We start from the raw sequence: 17,078 nt of genomic DNA, 5'->3' as shown, positions 1-17,078 counted from the left end.
CGCTCATACTTTTCGGCATCATGCTGTATCCGCTTGCTGTTGGGGAGAACTGCATGACGACGCAAAGCGATTTGCTGCGGGATGTTCCGGCCGGGCGGTTGCGGCCGTTGAACCAGACGGAGACGAAGTCTGCGCTTGCCGATCTCAAGCAGATCGCCGGAACGGAGCCGGTCGTTGCCGATCTCCTTGCGGGCGAAAGTGCGTTGCGGGATTTCATCGTCGCGGCTCTGACCCTGTCCCCTCATTTGCGCGAAATCGCCAATCTCGAACCGTCGCTCCTCGTCGCCGCGATCGAGAAGCCGCTGTCGCCGCAGATCGAAGGGCTGGTGGAAGAGGCTCGCCGCGCCTGGCTGCCCGCGGATGGGGAAGGTGCCTCTCCTGCTGAATCTGAGGTAATGAGCCGTCTGCGCATTGCCAAACGCCGTGCGGCCTTCCTCGTTGCCCTTGCCGATCTCGCGCGCATCTATGATGGCAGGGTGACCACACGCTGGCTGAGCAGGCTTGCAGAGGCCTCCATCTCAGCGGCGATCGATCACCTGTTGCTGTCGTCGCACGAGGCCGGCAAGATCGCGGTTCCCGATCCCGCCGCCCCGAGTTGGAAATCCGGGTTGATCGTCCTCGGGATGGGCAAGCTCGGCGCCGAAGAGCTGAACTATTCCTCCGACATCGATCTGGTTGTCTTTTTCGATGAGACGGCAGGCATCGTGCCCGATCCCGATGATGCCATCGACATCTTCCCGCGGCTGATGCGCCGGCTGGTGCGCATCCTGCAGGAGCGCACGGCAGATGGCTATGTCTTCCGCACCGATCTCCGTCTGCGTCCCGATCCCGGCTCCACGCCGCTCGCGATCCCTGTGGACGCTGCGATGATCTATTACGAGGGCAGGGGGCAGAACTGGGAGCGCGCCGCCTTCATCAAGGCGCGTCCCATCGGCGGTGATATCGCTGCCGGTCAGGCTTTCATCCGCGATCTCGTGCCCTTCGTCTTCCGCAAATATCTGGATTACGCCGCGATATCAGACATCCACTCCATCAAGCGGCAGATCCACGCGCATAAAGGGCACGGTGCCATCGCGGTTAAAGGCCATAACGTCAAGCTTGGCCGCGGCGGCATTCGCGAGATTGAGTTCTTCGTGCAGACGCAGCAGCTGATTGCTGGCGGTCGCATGCCGTCTCTGCGCAGCCGATCAACGGAGGAGACGCTTTTCGAGCTGACCGAGGCGAAGTGGATCGATGCGGAAACGCGCGACGAACTGGTGACGGCCTATTGGTTCCTGCGCGACGTCGAGCATCGCATCCAGATGGTGCGCGACGAGCAGACGCATCTGTTGCCGGAAACCGATGCCGAACTCCGCCGCATCGCCTACATGATGGGTTTTGCCGACGTGTCGGCTTTTTCCGAAGCGCTGGTGACGACGTTGAAAACCGTCGAGCGCCGCTATGCGCGCCTGTTCGAACAGGAAACCAAACTATCGAGCGAAACCGGCAATCTGGTCTTTACCGGCCAGGGCGACGATCCCGATACCCTGGAGACGCTACGCCGTCTTGGCTTCGATCGCCCCTCTGACATCGCCAACGTCATCCGCACCTGGCATTACGGTCGATATCGCGCGACGCAATCGGTAGAGGCACGAGAACGGTTGACGGAACTGACGCCGGAGCTGCTGCGAGTCTTTGGCGAAAGCAAGCGTGCCGACAAGGCTTTGTTGCGCTTCGACAGCTTCATTTCCGGCCTGCCGGCAGGCATACAGCTCTTCTCGCTGCTCGGGAACAATCCGGCGCTTCTCTCGCTCATCGTCAACATTATGTCGTCGGCGCCGCGACTTGCCGAGATCATCGCGGCCAAGCCGCATGTCTTTGACGGCATGCTGGATCCAACGCTGATGGCGGAATTGCCGACGCGCGACTATCTGGCAGAGCGCCTCCAGAGCTTTCTTGCCCCGGCACGGCATTATGAAGAGACGCTCGATCTCTTGCGCATCTTTGCCTCCGAACAGCGTTTCCTGATCGGCATTCGCCTGTTGACGGGTGCAATCGGCGGGGTCATGGCGGCACGCGCCTTTACTTATCTTGCCGATCTCATCGTCGAGGCGGCACTGGACGCCGTCATGAAGGAAATTCGGGCGGCGCATGGGGACTATCCCGGCGGGCGAGTTGCCATAGTCGGAATGGGCAAACTTGGCAGTTTCGAGCTCTCGGCTGGTTCCGATATCGATATCATCCTGCTTTACGATTACGACGACGCAGCCAGCGAATCCGATGGTCCGAAGTCGCTCGATGCCACGCGATATTTCACGCGTATCACGCAGCGCCTGATCGCGGCCCTCTCTGCACCGACGGCCGAGGGCGTGCTCTATGAGGTGGACATGCGCTTGCGTCCCTCCGGCAACAAGGGGCCGGTCGCCACGCGCATCAATTCCTTCGAGAAGTACCAGCGCGAGGAAGCCTGGACGTGGGAACATATGGCGCTATCGCGGTCGCGCCTGATCTGCGGCGACGAGAAGCTGGTGAACGATGCGGAGCGCGTCATAGGCGAGGTTCTTTCGACAAAGAGAGATGTCGTCAGGATCGCTAAGGATGTTCGCGAGATGCGTGCCCTGATCGAACAGGAAAAGCCGCCGGAAAGCATCTGGGATCTGAAACTGATCCCCGGCGGCCTGATCGATATCGAATTCATCGCGCAATATCTGCGGCTGATCGCGTCGGTTCGCGGCGTTGGCATCGATGCAAACGGCCTCAGCACCGCCGAAGCGTTGAAACTGCTCGGCGGCAGCCTGATGGATCGCAACGATCTGGACGTCTGCCTGGAAGCTCTGCAGCTCTATACGGAAGTGTCGCAGCTTATCCGCCTTTGCATCGATGGCACGTTCGATCCGAAAAACACGCCTTCCGGCCTGATCGAGCTGGTTTGCCGCGCCGGCGATTGCCCGGATATCCGCACGCTGGAAGCGGAGCTGAAGCGCCTGTCGAAGGCCGTTCGGAAAGTATTCCAGACAACAGTCGGAAGCTGATCAGCTCTGATCCGGGATGCGGATTGCGATCACCGTGCCGATACCTTCGCGCGAGCGGATGCGCATGCGGCCTTGATGCAGCGCGGTCAGTGATCTGGAAATGGCAAGCCCCAGGCCGGAGCCTCCCTTGCTCTTGGCATATTGGCTCTGCACCTGTTCGAAGGGCTGGCCGATCTTGCCGAGCGCCGATTTCGGAATGCCGATACCGGTGTCGGCGATGACGAGCATGACGGCATCGTCGACCCTGCGTGTGCGAACCGCGATGCGGCCGCCGTCATTGGTGAATTTCACGGCATTGGAGAGCAGGTTTAGCACGATCTGCTTCATCGCCCGCCGGTCGGCATTGAGCTTGATCTCGGAGGAGATATCCTGCTCGACGAGAATATTCTTCTGTGCGGCCGGAATGCGGGTGAAGCGCAGGCATTCCTCGATGAGCGGTGCGAGATTGATCCGCTCGCAGGAGAGCTTCATATGCCCGGCTTCGATCTTCGACATGTCGAGAATGTCGTTGATGACGTTGAGCAGATGTTTGCCGCTGTCGTGAATGTCCTTGGCATATTCGTTGTAGCGGGCCGAGCCGAGCGGACCGAACATCTGGTCCTGCAGGATTTCCGAGAAGCCGAGAATGGCGTTGAGCGGCGTGCGCAGTTCATGCGACATGTTGGCGAGGAATTCCGATTTGGCCCTGTTGGCGGCTTCGGCGCGCTCCTTCTCGGCGAGGTAATTGGCGTTGGCGGTCGAAAGCTCCGCCTTCTGCTTCTCCAGGATCTGCCGCGATGCGGAGAGATCATTGATCGTCGCCATCAGCCGGCGCTCGGAGTCGCGAAGGCGCTCCTGATTGCGCTTGAGCTGTGTGATGTCGGTACCGACGGAGACAAGGCCACCGTCGCGGGTGCGACGCTCATTGATCTGCAGCCAGCGCTCGTCGGCGAGCTGCACCTCCGTCGTCTGCGAATGATTGGAGCGGCCGGGATCGACGATGCGGCGCTCGATGACCGGTCGTGCCGCAGCGGCATTGACGACGGCGCGCTCGGTGCCGGGAACGAGCACATTGTCGGGCAGACCATAAGCCTGCTGGAAATGCGCGTTGCACATGACCAAGCGATCGTTCTTGTCCCACAGCACGAAGGCTTCGGAGGTGCATTCGATAGCATCGGCCAGGCGCTGGTCGGCCTCCGCATAGCGTTGCGCCAGGCGGTGCTGTTCAGTCACGTCCATCGCGATGCCGATCATGTGGACGCGGCCGGAATTGGTGCGGATTACCTGGGCGCGGGCGCGCATCCAGACATAATGCCCTTTGGCGTGGCGAATGCGCAGGATCTGGTCCACCTGGCCGGCATTGCCGCGGGTGACTGTGCGGGCAAGCATATGTAGGCTGTTGTCGTCCGGATGCATCAGCCGCGCCGCGTCCGTGAAAGCGAGTGGCTTGTCGGCGACCGGCAGCCCGAGCATGTCGTACATCGACCGCGACCAGAAGAATTGTCGGCTGGTGAAATCGAAATCCCAAAGACCACAGCGCCCGCGCGACAGCGCCGTCTCGACCCGCAGGTTGGATTCGAGGAAGATTTCGTCGGCGTCCCGGGCGCGTTTCACCTGCGTATAATAGGCGTAGAGGATGACGAGCAGGATGGAGGATATGCCGGCAAACAGCGTGACGTTCAATGTCAGCTCGTCGCGCCAGAGCTTGTCGATCTGATCCATCGATGCGGCCGACAGAATGAAATCACCCTTGTCGCCGATTAGAGAAATGGCTGCGTAGTAGGGCTCGCCGCCGATCATGGTCTCGATTACGCCGGCATGGTCGCCAAAACTGCGGATGGCCGTCACTTCGGGAAAGAAGTCGGAGACGAGCATTCCGATATAGCCTGAGCCGGCGGCCGATGAGCCGAACACCCGGCCGCTTGCCTGCACCAACAGGACGAAAGCGCCGGTGTCCAGTCGATCTTGCGGCAGATAGGAGGCCAGTTTCCGTTCTGCGCCGCTACGGTCTCCCGCCTGGAACAGGCTGGCGTCATTCGAAAAGGCGGCGGATGCGGCGGCGATGGAAAGAGAGGTCGTTCGGCGGGCCGCCGCCGCCATGCGGCCATGTTCCGTGATCATGCCGAAGAAATGCGAGGCGGCAACGACCATTAGGAAGGAAACGATGAGGACGGGAATGATGCGCTTGAGAATATGCTCCGTCTGCGGAAAACGACGTGAAATCGTCTTCACCCGCACTCCGGTTCGATCGGTAACGCCGCTATGCCAGGATTTCAGACCGTCGAAATTAACACGCAGCCGTCCATCGGCCGCGGTTGCCCGCCGCACGTCCACCATCGCTTTAGCCTTGTCCCTCGTGTGATTCGCTGCGCCGCTCGCCCGAATCTGCCCTAATGAATCATTCGTGATTCGGCTTGTCCAGAGGGTGCGGTAAAACTTTCTTAACCATCTGCGATTTCAGCATATTTTGCACACGCAGCGGTAAGTTGCACGCTTTCGGGACTCGTTGAAGCTGAAAAGGCGGATGCAAATCAGCCCTCGAAATCGGCGCACCGGGCGATCGAAATCACTCCTTGAGGATACGTTCGACGATGTCGCGCACGTCGGTCGAAAGACCGCCTGCGCGCTCGATCCGCATCAGCGCCGCGCGGGCATGGTCGGCCCGCACCGGCTCCAGCAGGCGCCAGGAGCGCATCGAAGTCAGGATGCGTGCCGCAAGCTGCGGGTTGCGCTGATCGATCTCGAGGATCTCGTCGGCTAGGAAATTGTATCCGGCACCATCTACGCGGCCAAAGCCGGTGGGGTTCGCGAAGGCGAAGGTGCCGATCAGCGCCCGCACGCGGTTCGGATTGGTGTGCTTGAACAGCGGTGTCCCCATGAGCAGCCGAATGCGCTCCAGCGCGCCGGCGCCAGGAATCGCGGCCTGAATGGCGAGCCACTTGTCGATGACGAGCGCATTGTCTGCGAAGCGGTCGCGGAAATGCGCAAGCGCTGCCGCCGTCTCGGCAGCATCCGGGAAGCGCTGCGCCAGAATGGTCAGTGCCGCACTGAGATCGGTCATGTTGTTCGCCGCGTCATAGGCGGCCTTTGCTCTCGCTGGCGTCTCGTCCAACTGCGAGAGATAGCTCAGTGCCGTATTGCGCAAGGCGCGGCGACCGGCGCTTGCCGAATCCGGGGTAAAGGGGCGGGACGTCTGCATGCTGTCATAGAGGGCGGTGAAGACATGCTTTCCAGCTTCCGCGACCCGCTTGATGATCGTCTGGCGCGCGGCGTGAATGGCATCGGGGTCGTTGTTGCCGCCGAGTTCGCGGGCGATATCGGCCTCGCTGGGCAGGGCGAGTGCCTGAGCGCGGAATGCCGGCTCCAGGCTTTCGTCGGCTGCGGCTGCGAGCAGCGCCTCGGTGAAGGCAGGATCGCAAGTGATATCGGTGCCTTGGCGTATATCGCGCGCCGCCTGCAAGAGGTTCGGCAGGCCAAGATCGATCAGCGCCTGCCAGCGGGCGAAATGATCGGTCTCGTAGCGAGCAATCAGTGCAAGGTCCTGGGTGCTCTGGCTGAATTGCAGGTTGATCGGCGTCGAGAAGCTGCGATTGAGCGAAAGAACCGGCCGCGAGGGAATGCCGTGGAATGTCACGGTCTGCGCCTGCTTCGTCAGATGCAGGACATCGTCGGTGAGCTCTGCCCCGGTAACGGACGCGGGCGTGATGATCGTGCCGTCTTCGGCGAGCAAGCCCATGCGTAGCGGAATGTGCATCGGCTTCTTCGCAGTCTGGCCCGGCGTCGCCGGCACCATCTGCTCGAGCGACAGGGTGAACGTCTTGGCATCGGCATCATAGGCGCCGGATGCCGTGACGAGCGGCGTGCCGGCTTGGTGATACCACAGCGAAAACTGTGTGAGATCGCGACCGCTGACATCCTCGAAACATCTGACGAAATCTTCGATCGTGACAGCCTGTCCGTCATGCCGATCGAAATAGAGGTCCATGCCCTTCTTGAAGAGATCGCGGCCGAGCAGCGTCGCGATCATGCGTGTGACTTCGCTGCCCTTCTCATAGACGGTCGTCGTATAGAAGTTATTGATTTCACGGTATGTCGTCGGCCGCACCGGATGGGCAAGCGGCCCGCTGTCCTCTGGAAACTGTTCCGACTTCAGGTGACGGACTTCGGCAATCCGCTTGACGGGACGCGAACGTTGATCGGCGGAAAATTCGTGATCGCGATAGACGGTCAGGCCCTCCTTGAGGCAGAGCTGGAACCAGTCTCGGCAGGTGATGCGGTTGCCCGTCCAGTTGTGGAAATATTCGTGGGCGATGATGGCTTCGATATTGGCGTAATCGGCATCGGTTGCCGTCTCGGGATCGGCCAGAACGTATTTGTCGTTGAAGACGTTGAGGCCCTTATTCTCCATCGCCCCCATGTTGAAGTCCGATACGGCGACGATCATGAAGATGTCGAGATCGTATTCGCGGCCGAACCGCTCTTCGTCCCACTTCATCGAGCGCTTCAGCGCATCCATGGCGTAGGTCGCACGCGGCTCCTTGCAGTGCTCGACATAGATCTTCAGTGCGACCTCGCGGCCGGACATTGTGGTGAACGTGTCTTCGACGACACCAAGATCGCCAGCGACGAGCGCGAAGAGATAGCTCGGCTTCGGGTGCGGATCGAACCACGCGGCGAAATGCTTGCCTTCACCATAGCCGGCGCCGCCGAGGAAATTGCCGTTCGACAGCAGCAGCGGATTGGCGGCCTTGTCGGCGATGATGTTGACCGTATAGGGGGCGAGAACATCCGGCCGGTCGGGGAAATAGGTGATACGGCGGAAGCCTTCGGCCTCGCACTGCGTGCAATAAATGCCGCCGGTGCGATAGAGACCCATCAGCTGCGTGTTGGCTTCCGGGTTGATCACGGTCGTGATCGTCAGCTCGAAGGGCGTGCTTTCCGGCAGATCGCGAACCGTGAGGCTTTCAGGCGTGGCGTCATATTGCGCGACAGGCAGCTCCGCCTGATCGAGCAGCAGGCCGGAGAGCAACAGCTCGTCGCCATCGAGCACCAGGGGTGCCTTGGGATCGATACCTTCGCGCCGATGGAAGATCAGCCGTGCCTCCACTTTGGTCTCGGTCGGATGCAGATCGAAGGTGAGGTCCACGCGTTCCAGAACGAAGTCGGTGGGACGATAGTCTGCCAGATTGACGATCTGGCCGGTGTCTGTGCGCATGGTCTATCCTGATCAGGCTATGCTGTGGCGGGCACAGTCCGAAGCCCTCCTCCGGACTGAAAGTGCCGCATCATTACACCGAAATCTGAACCAAAGTTAAAGTCATATCGCAATGCCGATATGTTTTGTTATGGCACAATAAGTATTCGCTCGCCGAGCGGCTCTCGATTCAGCTATTCGAATAAAAAGTGGTAGCTCTACGCCTGCATTTGCAGACCGACAGTGCAATTGCTACCATAACGTTCCGGTGGATCATCATGACTGCATTGCTGTTGGATGCAGGCCGTTACGGTCGGGAAACAATAATTTAAAGTAAATTATTTGTTTAACCCCTTGCGATATAAAAGCGCTTGCATAACTATAGCATGCTATTAGATGTCGGAATTATGATCGATTCCGATAGTTTTGTTCACAAAAATGAAACATCCACTTTCTGTTGCTTTTAAGAAGGGCACCCCAGGAGGCCCGATTGAGTTTTCCCATCGAGCAACTTGCTCGTCATCCCAAGTTCGTAGCATCCTTGAGCTTTCTCTCTGAGACATTGCGTAACCGTTATGATAGCGGCCCGAGGGTTGCGCGCATGCTCGCCTCACATCAGCGCTGGCTTCTGACCCAGGCCGCCTATGCGCTTCATCTTGAATATGATCCGGGGATTCCGGGCTCGGGGCTGACCGTTGTTGCCCTGCGCAACCTCATCACGCATTACCGCATCGCCAGCCGCAACACGGTCCTGAGCTTCATCGAGGAACTGCTGACCTATCGCTTCCTGGAGTTGGCTCCAGGTCCTGCCCGCCGTCCGCGCCGCTACGTGCCGACCGAAATCAGCTATACGGCGATGTTCGGCTGGTATCTCGCCAATCTGGCCGCGCTCGATCTCCTTGACAATGGCAGCCGCGCAGCCGCGCTAGTGGCTTCGCCGATGCTGATGGATCTGGCACAGCCGCGCATGACCCGCAATTGTCTGGCCGCCGACATCTGGCGCGAACCGCCGGAAAGCGTAGGCCTATTTCTCTGGACGGAATCCGGCGGTCTTGTTGTCGATCATATCGTGTCAAGGCTGGATCTCAGTGGAGAAGTCGGCGATCGAATCGATATCGGCCATGTCGATGCCCGCGCTCTCGCCGCGCATTTTATGATATCGCGTACCCATTTGCAGCGTATCCTGCGTAAATCTGCCGACCGCGGAGACATCGGCTGGCATGATGAACCCAAGAAGACGCGTATGTGGATATCGCGCAATTTTCTCGATCAGTATTGCGGATGGCAGGCCGTAAAATTGGCGGCGGTCGATGAGGCCTTCGCCTGGGCGCGGTCCGCATAGAGGGCAGGGCTCTCTCGGAACTGCCCGTTCAGCCCGAGCCGTTGATCAGGCAGAGTAATTCTGCCTGATCAAAGCGGAATGCTGGTCGCGACGATCCGGGCAGCGCTTGTGCTGCGGCACTCGTCCTTGTGAAAATTGCGTGCGCGCTCGAATTCCTCGGCGGCCCGCACCGCAGAGCCGATATGGCCGACGGAATCGAGCAGAGCGATGAATGAACGCAAACCTGAAGACATGATGGAAATCCCGATACTTGAACGTTACGCTGGATCGCCCGGCAATTCGCGCCCGCAAGTCAGCAGGCGCGGAAATCGGCGAAAATTGCCGTCGGGCGGCTGATGCGAGCCGAGATGCCGGTGCCTCGTGCGGTCATCTGCTCATTGGCAGCAATGCCGAGATTGCGATGGCCGTTTATGGCGCGCACGGGCTCGATGGCGCGGCGCAGGGTATCAAACCCGCAGTGAATAGGGCGAAAACGTGCAGTCATTGCCTTGGTTCCTTTCGAATTCCTCCCAAGACAACCTTTATATTGCAGTGCAGCATAGATTCTGCAACGCACAGCAAAAGAAGACTGCCATGCAATAAATGCATAACTTGTGTCATTCTCCATTAATAGCTGTTGAAATTAGCCTAATATTTCAGCGGCGACATAATTCTTGAAGGCCAAAAGATCGCTCCAGGCCAGACGTTTATTGATGGGCGCGGTCAGCAGTTCCTGGGGATGCAGGCTGGCGATAGCGGGGATGGTTCGGCCGAGAATGCCGATTTCCCGCCATTGTCCACGCAATCCATGGATGGTTTCGCCACCGCCGAAGAAGTGGCGGGCGGTGAAATTACCGAGCAGCAGCACAGCCTTCGGCTCGGCAAGCGCAATCTGCCGTTCTATGAACGGACGACATATCTCGATTTCTGCGGGAGAAGGGGAGCGGTTGCCCGGCGGTCGCCACGGAATGACGTTGGTGAGCAGGATCGAATCGCGCTGCAGGCCGATGGCGGCGAGCATCCTGTCGAGCAACTGTCCCGCGCGGCCGGCAAACGGTGCCCCCTCGCGATCATCGTCGGCGCTCGGCATCGGTCCGATCACCATGAGCCGGCCCTCCGGCGTGCCACTCGCAAAGATCGTCGAGCGGGCGCTGTTCTTGAGGTTGCAGCTATTGAAGGCTTCGAGTGCCGTCTTCAACTCACTAAGAGAACGCGCACTTTCGGCCGCGAATCGGGCCTGTTCCACGGCTTGCTCGTCGGGAATGGCCGGCGTTGCGCGCGGTGGTGATGCTGCGGCAGGCGTCGCCGGCTTTGCGGCGGGGCGACGCTCGGGCTGTGACCGTGTGGCGGGTGCGGGTGCTGGCGCTTCGGCCCTTGGCTGCGTTGCGCGCGAGCCCTGCCGCGCGGCGCGCATCGCCTCGAATTCCGCAAACCGATCCACCGGCTCATCTTCCAGCAGCCAATCAACGCCGGCATCCGCATGGAAGTGCAGAAGGGCGGCAAGCTCGGCCGGTGTGAGGTCGCTGGCGGAAATCATGGGCGAACTCTAACCAAAGCGGCGCGGGAACGAAAGGGCAGGATGGTCGGCTATCTCACGCCGTCCACTGGGCGATATCGTCGCGCTCGCCAATCAGGGCCAAACCATGGGCGATGGACAGCAGTTCGCCGCCCGTTTCGATGCGCTCCTGGCCGAAGCGTTCCGTGAAGATGCGCCGAACGGCCGGCACGAAGGAGGTGCCGCCGGTCAGGAACACCTTGTCGATCGCATTCGGTGATGTGTTGGTGGTTGTCAGCACATCGTCCAATGCCCCTTCGATACGGGCAAGATCTTCGGCGATCCAGCTTTCGAAGTCAGCGCGGCGAACATGCTTGCGGCCGGCCTTGCCGAGCGGCGGGAAGTTGAATTCGGCCTCTTCCTCGCTCGAAAGCGCCATCTTCGTCGCAGATACGGCCTGATAGAGCGGATAGCCTTCGTCATGCTCGACCAGCTCGATGAAGGTTTCCAGCTTCTCCGGCTCCAGGCTGCTGCGCACCAGCGTCTTCAGGTCGGCATATTCGCGCGAGGTCTTGAATATCGAGAGCTGGTTCCAGCGGCCGAAATTGGCGTAGTAGGAGGTCGGCACTTCCAGCAGCTTGTCGAAGCTCTTGAAGTAGCTTCCCTTGCCGATGGCCGGCGAGACGATGTTGTCGATCATCCGGAAATCGAAATGATCGCCGGCGATGCCGACACCGGAATGGCCGATCGGCGTCGCCGTCAGCTTTCCGGCATGGGTCTCGAAGCGGATGAGCGAATAGTCGGTTGTGCCGCCGCCGAAGTCGGCCACCAGCACGGTCGCATCCTTCTTCAGGTGTTGGGCGAAGTAGAAGGCCGCCGCCACCGGCTCGTAGACGTAGTGAATTTCCGGAAAGCCGAATCGTGCCAGAGCGGCATTGTAGCGCTCGGTGGCAAGGGCAGGGTTCGGGTTGGCGCCGGCAAAATGCACCGGTCGGCCGGTGACGATGCGCGAAACATTCTCCGGCCATCCCTCTCCGGCGTAGGCGCGCAGGCGACGCACGAAGATCTCCATCAGATCCTCGAAGCTGTGGCGCTTGGCGAAGATCAGCGTACCCTGGAAGAGTGCGCTCGCCGCAAAAGTCTTGATCGACTGCAGGAAGCGGCAGTCGCCGGGATTGTCGATAAACTGCCGGATGGCCGCATGTCCTGCCTCGACCTTGAGCGCGGCCGCACCCAGCCCCGGATCCTTCATGAAGGAGAGCGCGGTGCGCATGCTGTCGGCGGTGCCGGCCGTGCTGTTGAAGGCGACCGATTGCGTCGCGGGTCCTTCGGCCATCGCCAGAACCGTGTTCGTGGTGCCGAAGTCGAAACCAAGCGCCCGAGCCATGCCCGCACTCCTTTCCGTCGAAATTGTCTGGATTGGGGCCAAGCCCCTGATGGGACGCATGACGCGCCCTGTCGCAAAGAGGGCGCGTCATGACATGGCTGGACGTCAAGTTCAAGACGGAGAGGTGCTTTTATTTTTGCCCGCCGTGGTATCCGCCGACAGTATTTCACCGGCGATGCGTTTCGCTTTGCTGGAAAAGGAATGGGCGCCTTTCGGCGCCCGTTTTTGTCATTCCGCGGCAATCGCCGACGGCGGTTCCTTCTGGTGCGGGTCGTCGTCCTTGCGCCGGCCGAAACGACCGAGGAAGTCGCTCAGGCGGTTCATCTCCAGGAAGATGACAGGCGTGATGAACAGGGTCAGAAGCTGCGACACCACCAAGCCGCCGACCACAGCGATACCGAGCGGCTGGCGCAGCTCGGAGCTTGCGCCGCTGCCGACCGCGATCGGCAGGGCGCCGAGCAGGGCGCAGAAGGTGGTCATCATGATCGGGCGGAAACGGCGTACGCAGGCTTCGTGGATCGCTTCCGCCGGCGACATGCCAGTACTCGAGCGTAGCGTTTCCAGCGCCACGTCGATCATCATGATCGCGTTTTTCTTCACGATACCGATCAGCATCAGCAAGCCAATGAGCGCGATGACCGACAGGTCGAAGCCGAAGATCTTCAGCGCAAGCAGTGCGCCGAGAGCGGCGGCCGGCAGACCGGACAGAATGGTCAGGGGATGGATGAAGCTCTCATAGAGAACGCCGAGAACCACATAGATCGTCAGCACCGCAGCGAGGATCAAATAGGGCGTGCTGCCCTGCGACTGCTGGAAGATCTGCGCCGTGCCGCCGTAGGACGTGAAGATGTCCGCCGGCATGTTGATGTCCTTCTTGATCTGTTCGATCTGTGCCGTGGCGTCGCCAAGCGCTTCGCCGGCCGGCAGGTTGAAGGATACGGTGGTCGAGACGAGCTGACCGGTCTGGTTGATGGTCACCGGACCGGTATTGCGCTCGATGCGCGCGAAGGCCGACAATGGAACCTGCTGGCCGCTCGAAGATGTCACATGGATACGCGACAGCTTCTGGTCGTCCCAAGGCTGGTTCGCATCATATTCGATGATCACGTCATAGCTGTCGCCGGTCGATTGGATCTGTGCGGCGGCGTAGTCGCTGAAGGCCTCCTCAAGCGTGGTGCGCAGCAGGTTGTTGTTGATGCCGTAGGCGGCGGCTTTCTCCGTATCGACCACAATATTGGCCTGCAGTGCATTGTATTGCGCGTCGGTGGTCACGTCGGTGAAACGTGGATCCTTTCGCATCTCCTGCAGCATCTTGTTGGCCCACTCGTTGGTCAGATCGGCGTTAAGCGCCTGGATGACGAGCTGATATTGGCTGGCGGTCTGGCGTCCGCCGAAGCGAAGGCTTTGCTGAGGGTTGATGAAGACCTGAATGCCTGGGATTTTGGCGACGGCGGCGCGTATTTCGCGCAAAGTCTGGTCGAGAGGCGGACGATCCTTCTTATCCTTTAACTGGGCATAGATCGTACCGTTGTTGAGTGTCTGACGCGCGCTAGCGCCGACAACCGACATCACGTGCTCGACGGCAGGATTCGCCTTGATCGCCGCAGCGGCCTGGTTCTGAAGGTCACGCATTGCCGGATAGGAAATATCCTGGCGGGCGCGGGTTGAAATCTGCAGCCGGCCGATGTCTTCCTGGGGGAAGAAGCTGGCCGGCAGCGTCAGGAAAAGGTAGGCCGACAGCGCGACCGAAGCAAGGAAGCTTCCGAGCACGATGTAACGATGGCGAATACACCATTCCACGCCCTTGCCGTAATTGACCTCGGTCCAGTTGAAGCCCTTATTGAAGATGCGCACCGGCAAGGGAGGATGGCTGTGGGCGTTGGAGAGACGCGAGCCGAGCATCGGCGTGACGGTCAGCGAAACCACCGCGGACGATATGATGGCGATTGCCACGACCATTCCGAATTCGTTGAAGATACGGCCAACGACGCCGCCCATCAGCAGGATAGGGATGAACACGGCGATCAGCGAGACCGACATGGAGATAATCGTATAGCTGACTTCGGCCGCGCCCTGGATGGCTGCCTGCCGCACAGGCATGCCTTCTTCCATGTGCCGCAGAATGTTCTCCAGCATGACGATGGCGTCATCCACCACGAGGCCCACCGCGATCGTCAATCCGAGCAGCGAGATATTGTCGACGCTATAGCCGAGCACATACATCATGCCGAAAGTTGATATCAGCGAAAGGGGCACGGCGAGGCCGGGGATAATCGTTGCCGTCACGTGGCCCGTGAACAGGTAGATGACGAGAACGACCAGGCCGATGGTCAGCAGCAAGGTAAACTTGACGTCCGAGATGGCCTCGCGGATTGGCTGGGCCGAGTCGTTCATAACGGTCATTTTGACGGAAGCCGGCATTTCGGCCTGCAGCTTCGGCAGCGTCTTGTTCACGGCATCGACAACGTCGACGGTGTTGGCATCGGGCTGGCGTTGAATAGCCAGAATGATCGCTCGCTGGCCATCATACCAGCTACCGATATTCTGGTTTTCCACGCTGTCCTGCACGTCGGCGACGTCGCCGAGGTGAATTGGCTTGCCGTTGGGATTGGCAATCACCAGCGTGCGAAACTCGTCGGCGTTGACGCGCTGCGTATTCGCATTGATCGTCATGCTCTGCGCCGAGTCTTGCAACGTGCCGACCGGGACCTGGTTGTTGGCGTTGACGACGGCTGTATTGACCGTGTCGATACCGATGCCGCGATCCAGAAGCTTGTTCGGATCGACGTCGATGCGCACCGCGTAGGTCTGCGCGCCGTTTACGGTCACTTCAGCGACGCCAGGCAGTGTCGAGATCGATGGAGAGATGATGTTCTCGGCGATATCGTCGAGCTTGCTGCGCTGCAAGGTGTCGCTTTGTACGGCGATCAGCATGACAGGCGCGTCGGCCGGATTGGTCTTCCGGTAGCTTGGCGGGGTGGTCAGGTTGTTGGGAAGTTTTCTTTGCGCGGTCGAAATCGCCGCCTGCACGTCACCGGCGGCGGCGTCGATGTTGCGGTCGAGATTGAACTGCAGCACGATGCTGGTATTGCCAAGCGAGTTTGTCGAAGAAATCTCGCTGATGCCGGGGATCGTCTCGAATTGCTTGATCAGCGGCGTAGCGACCGATGTCGCCATCGTCTGTGGTGAGGCGCCCGTCAGCTGGGCCGAGACGTTGATCGTCGGGAAATCCACCTGCGGCACTGCCGCGACGGGGATGAGCTGATAGCCGGCGAGACCGGCAAGCACCACGCCGATAGCGAGGAGCGTGGTCGCGACCGGACGCTGGATACAGAAGGTCGGGATCATTGTTGCGCTCCAACTGCGATGGTTTCTGTTTTTCCATCATCGGCCGAAGCGACCTTCTCGTTTGGATTGTCGCTGAACTGTTCCTTGACTTCGGTGCCGTTGTTCAGTTGCGACTGGCCTTCGACAACGACATGATCGCCGACCGAAAGGCCCGTGGCGACGGCTGTGCGGCCGCCATTGGCGCGAGCAATCGTCACCGGCGTAATCTTGACCTTGTTGTCTTTCACCACAAAGGCGATATAGCCGTCCGGCCCCGGGCTGACGGCAACGGTCGGCACGACGATCAGCTGCTCGTTGTCGGCGAAGTGAACCATGACATTCGCGGAGCGTCCCGGCCACAAGGCACCGTTGGCATTTTCGAACGTTGCCTTCACGGCGATCGTTCCGGAAGCCTGGTCGACCGTGTTGTCGTAAAAGGTGATCGTTCCGGTGCGGGGCTTGCCCTGTGCGGAACGGGGAACGGTGGTGACGTGAACAGGACCCGCGGCCAGCTGTTCCTGCAGTTCGCGCAGATTGTTTTCCTGCATGGTAAACTTGATATATGCCGGATCATATTTGCTGATCGTCACGATCGGCGTGCCGGCGCTGACATAAGCACCCAGGCTCAGTTGGACATCGCCAAGCCTGCCATCATAGGGTGCCCGTATGTCGGTATTTCCGAGCAGGACTTGATCCGAGGCAAGCTGTGCCTGGTCCGCGCTGAGCGTGGCAATGGCGCCGTCGCGGGTCGCACGCGCTTCATCGGCAGTCGCCTGAGTGCCGGCGCTGCTCGTGAGCAAGCTATTGGCACGGGTCAGCGCCGTCTCCGCTTGGGCAAGGTTTGCCTGGTCTTTCGTAATGTTCGCCTTGTCCTTGTCGACGGCAGCCTGTGCCGTACGCGGATCGAGTTTTGCGATCAGGTCGCCGGCTTTGACCGTCGCGCCATCTTTTACGGCGATCTGCGTGATCAACCCGGCCTCCTGTGCGGCGATCGTCGTTGAATCGATCGGCACGACCCAGCCGGTCGCGGGAACGTCCATTGGGAGCGTAGTTTTGACTGCGGCAACGGTCTTTACCGCAATTGGGCCGGCCTGACGCTTGCCGCCGGCCTGCGCCGCCTTGCCGGCGTCTTTGGTTTCTGCGGACGCTTGATCGACAAAGGCGGAAAGGAAAGGAATACGGTCGCGATAGCTCCATGCCGCAAGGGCTGCGACGACGAGAAGGCCGAGGGGAAGCCAAAGTTTTTTCATATTTAAAGAACCGGTCGGGGCTTGTTGCAGGAAGCGCGAGGACGGTGAAGTGTATTTATTGCGTCGCACAACAAAGACGAGCTTCGCCGCAATCCATACATCGCCGTTACCGCT

General features: G+C 60.1%; 10 protein-coding genes. 2 read left to right on the top strand and 8 right to left on the bottom strand.

What is annotated here, in order from left to right; all coding sequences use genetic code 11:
- Positions 1–53: 53 nt before the first annotated feature.
- Entirely contained in the window at positions 54–3,011 is a 2,958-nt protein-coding gene (locus JJQ51_RS04575; RefSeq protein WP_152095999.1) for a bifunctional [glutamine synthetase] adenylyltransferase/[glutamine synthetase]-adenylyl-L-tyrosine phosphorylase, read from the top strand.
- Here JJQ51_RS04575 and JJQ51_RS04570 read toward each other — a convergent pair whose 3' ends face one another.
- Together JJQ51_RS04570 and pepN are read right to left on the bottom strand one after the other, a co-directional pair.
- Positions 3,012–5,327, bottom strand: a complete 2,316-nt coding sequence (locus tag JJQ51_RS04570; protein ID WP_269244383.1) for a PAS domain-containing sensor histidine kinase — start codon at positions 5,325–5,327, stop codon at positions 3,012–3,014.
- A gap of 229 nt (positions 5,328–5,556) precedes the next feature.
- Positions 5,557–8,205, bottom strand: coding sequence for an aminopeptidase N (gene pepN / locus JJQ51_RS04565; protein WP_269244382.1), 2,649 nt, complete (start codon positions 8,203–8,205; stop codon positions 5,557–5,559).
- A 469-nt stretch (positions 8,206–8,674) separates the two neighbouring features.
- Here pepN and JJQ51_RS04560 point away from each other — a divergent pair, with 469 nt between their 5' ends.
- The gene (locus JJQ51_RS04560) at positions 8,675–9,526 is read left to right on the top strand and encodes a hypothetical protein (RefSeq protein WP_113354032.1); all 852 of its coding nucleotides are present in this window, start codon (positions 8,675–8,677) and stop codon (positions 9,524–9,526) included.
- Positions 9,527–9,594: 68 nt separating this feature from the next.
- On the opposite strand, the gene JJQ51_RS04555 is transcribed toward JJQ51_RS04560, so the two are convergent.
- The 6 genes from JJQ51_RS04555 to JJQ51_RS04530 form a co-directional block, all read right to left on the bottom strand.
- Positions 9,595–9,759, bottom strand: coding sequence for a hypothetical protein (locus JJQ51_RS04555; protein WP_168192546.1), 165 nt, complete (start codon positions 9,757–9,759; stop codon positions 9,595–9,597).
- Between the two features lie 59 nt (positions 9,760–9,818).
- Entirely contained in the window at positions 9,819–10,010 is a 192-nt protein-coding gene (locus JJQ51_RS04550; protein ID WP_092710297.1) for a hypothetical protein, read from the bottom strand.
- A 138-nt stretch (positions 10,011–10,148) separates the two neighbouring features.
- On the bottom strand, positions 10,149–11,042 hold the full coding sequence (locus JJQ51_RS04545; RefSeq protein ID WP_152093528.1) for a uracil-DNA glycosylase: 894 nt from the start codon (positions 11,040–11,042) through the stop codon (positions 10,149–10,151).
- Between the two features lie 55 nt (positions 11,043–11,097).
- A complete protein-coding gene (locus JJQ51_RS04540) occupies positions 11,098–12,387 on the bottom strand; it encodes an Hsp70 family protein (RefSeq protein WP_152093527.1) in 1,290 nt (429 codons plus the stop codon).
- Positions 12,388–12,615: 228 nt separating this feature from the next.
- Complete coding sequence (locus JJQ51_RS04535; RefSeq protein ID WP_152096002.1) at positions 12,616–15,735, bottom strand: efflux RND transporter permease subunit; 3,120 nt, start codon at positions 15,733–15,735, stop codon at positions 12,616–12,618.
- Positions 15,732–16,964: an efflux RND transporter periplasmic adaptor subunit gene (locus JJQ51_RS04530; protein ID WP_113354036.1), complete on the bottom strand. Its 1,233-nt coding sequence runs from the start codon at positions 16,962–16,964 to the stop codon at positions 15,732–15,734. Before JJQ51_RS04530 ends, JJQ51_RS04535 begins: the two co-directional genes overlap by 4 nt.
- Positions 16,965–17,078 lie beyond the last annotated feature (114 nt).

The sequence above is a fragment of the Rhizobium sp. AG207R genome, assembly GCF_027109195.1.
Classification (GTDB): Bacteria; Pseudomonadota; Alphaproteobacteria; order Rhizobiales; family Rhizobiaceae; genus Rhizobium; species Rhizobium dioscoreae.
Note: the sequence above shows the minus strand (reverse complement) of the source record. Positions and strands in the feature narration are given on the sequence as shown.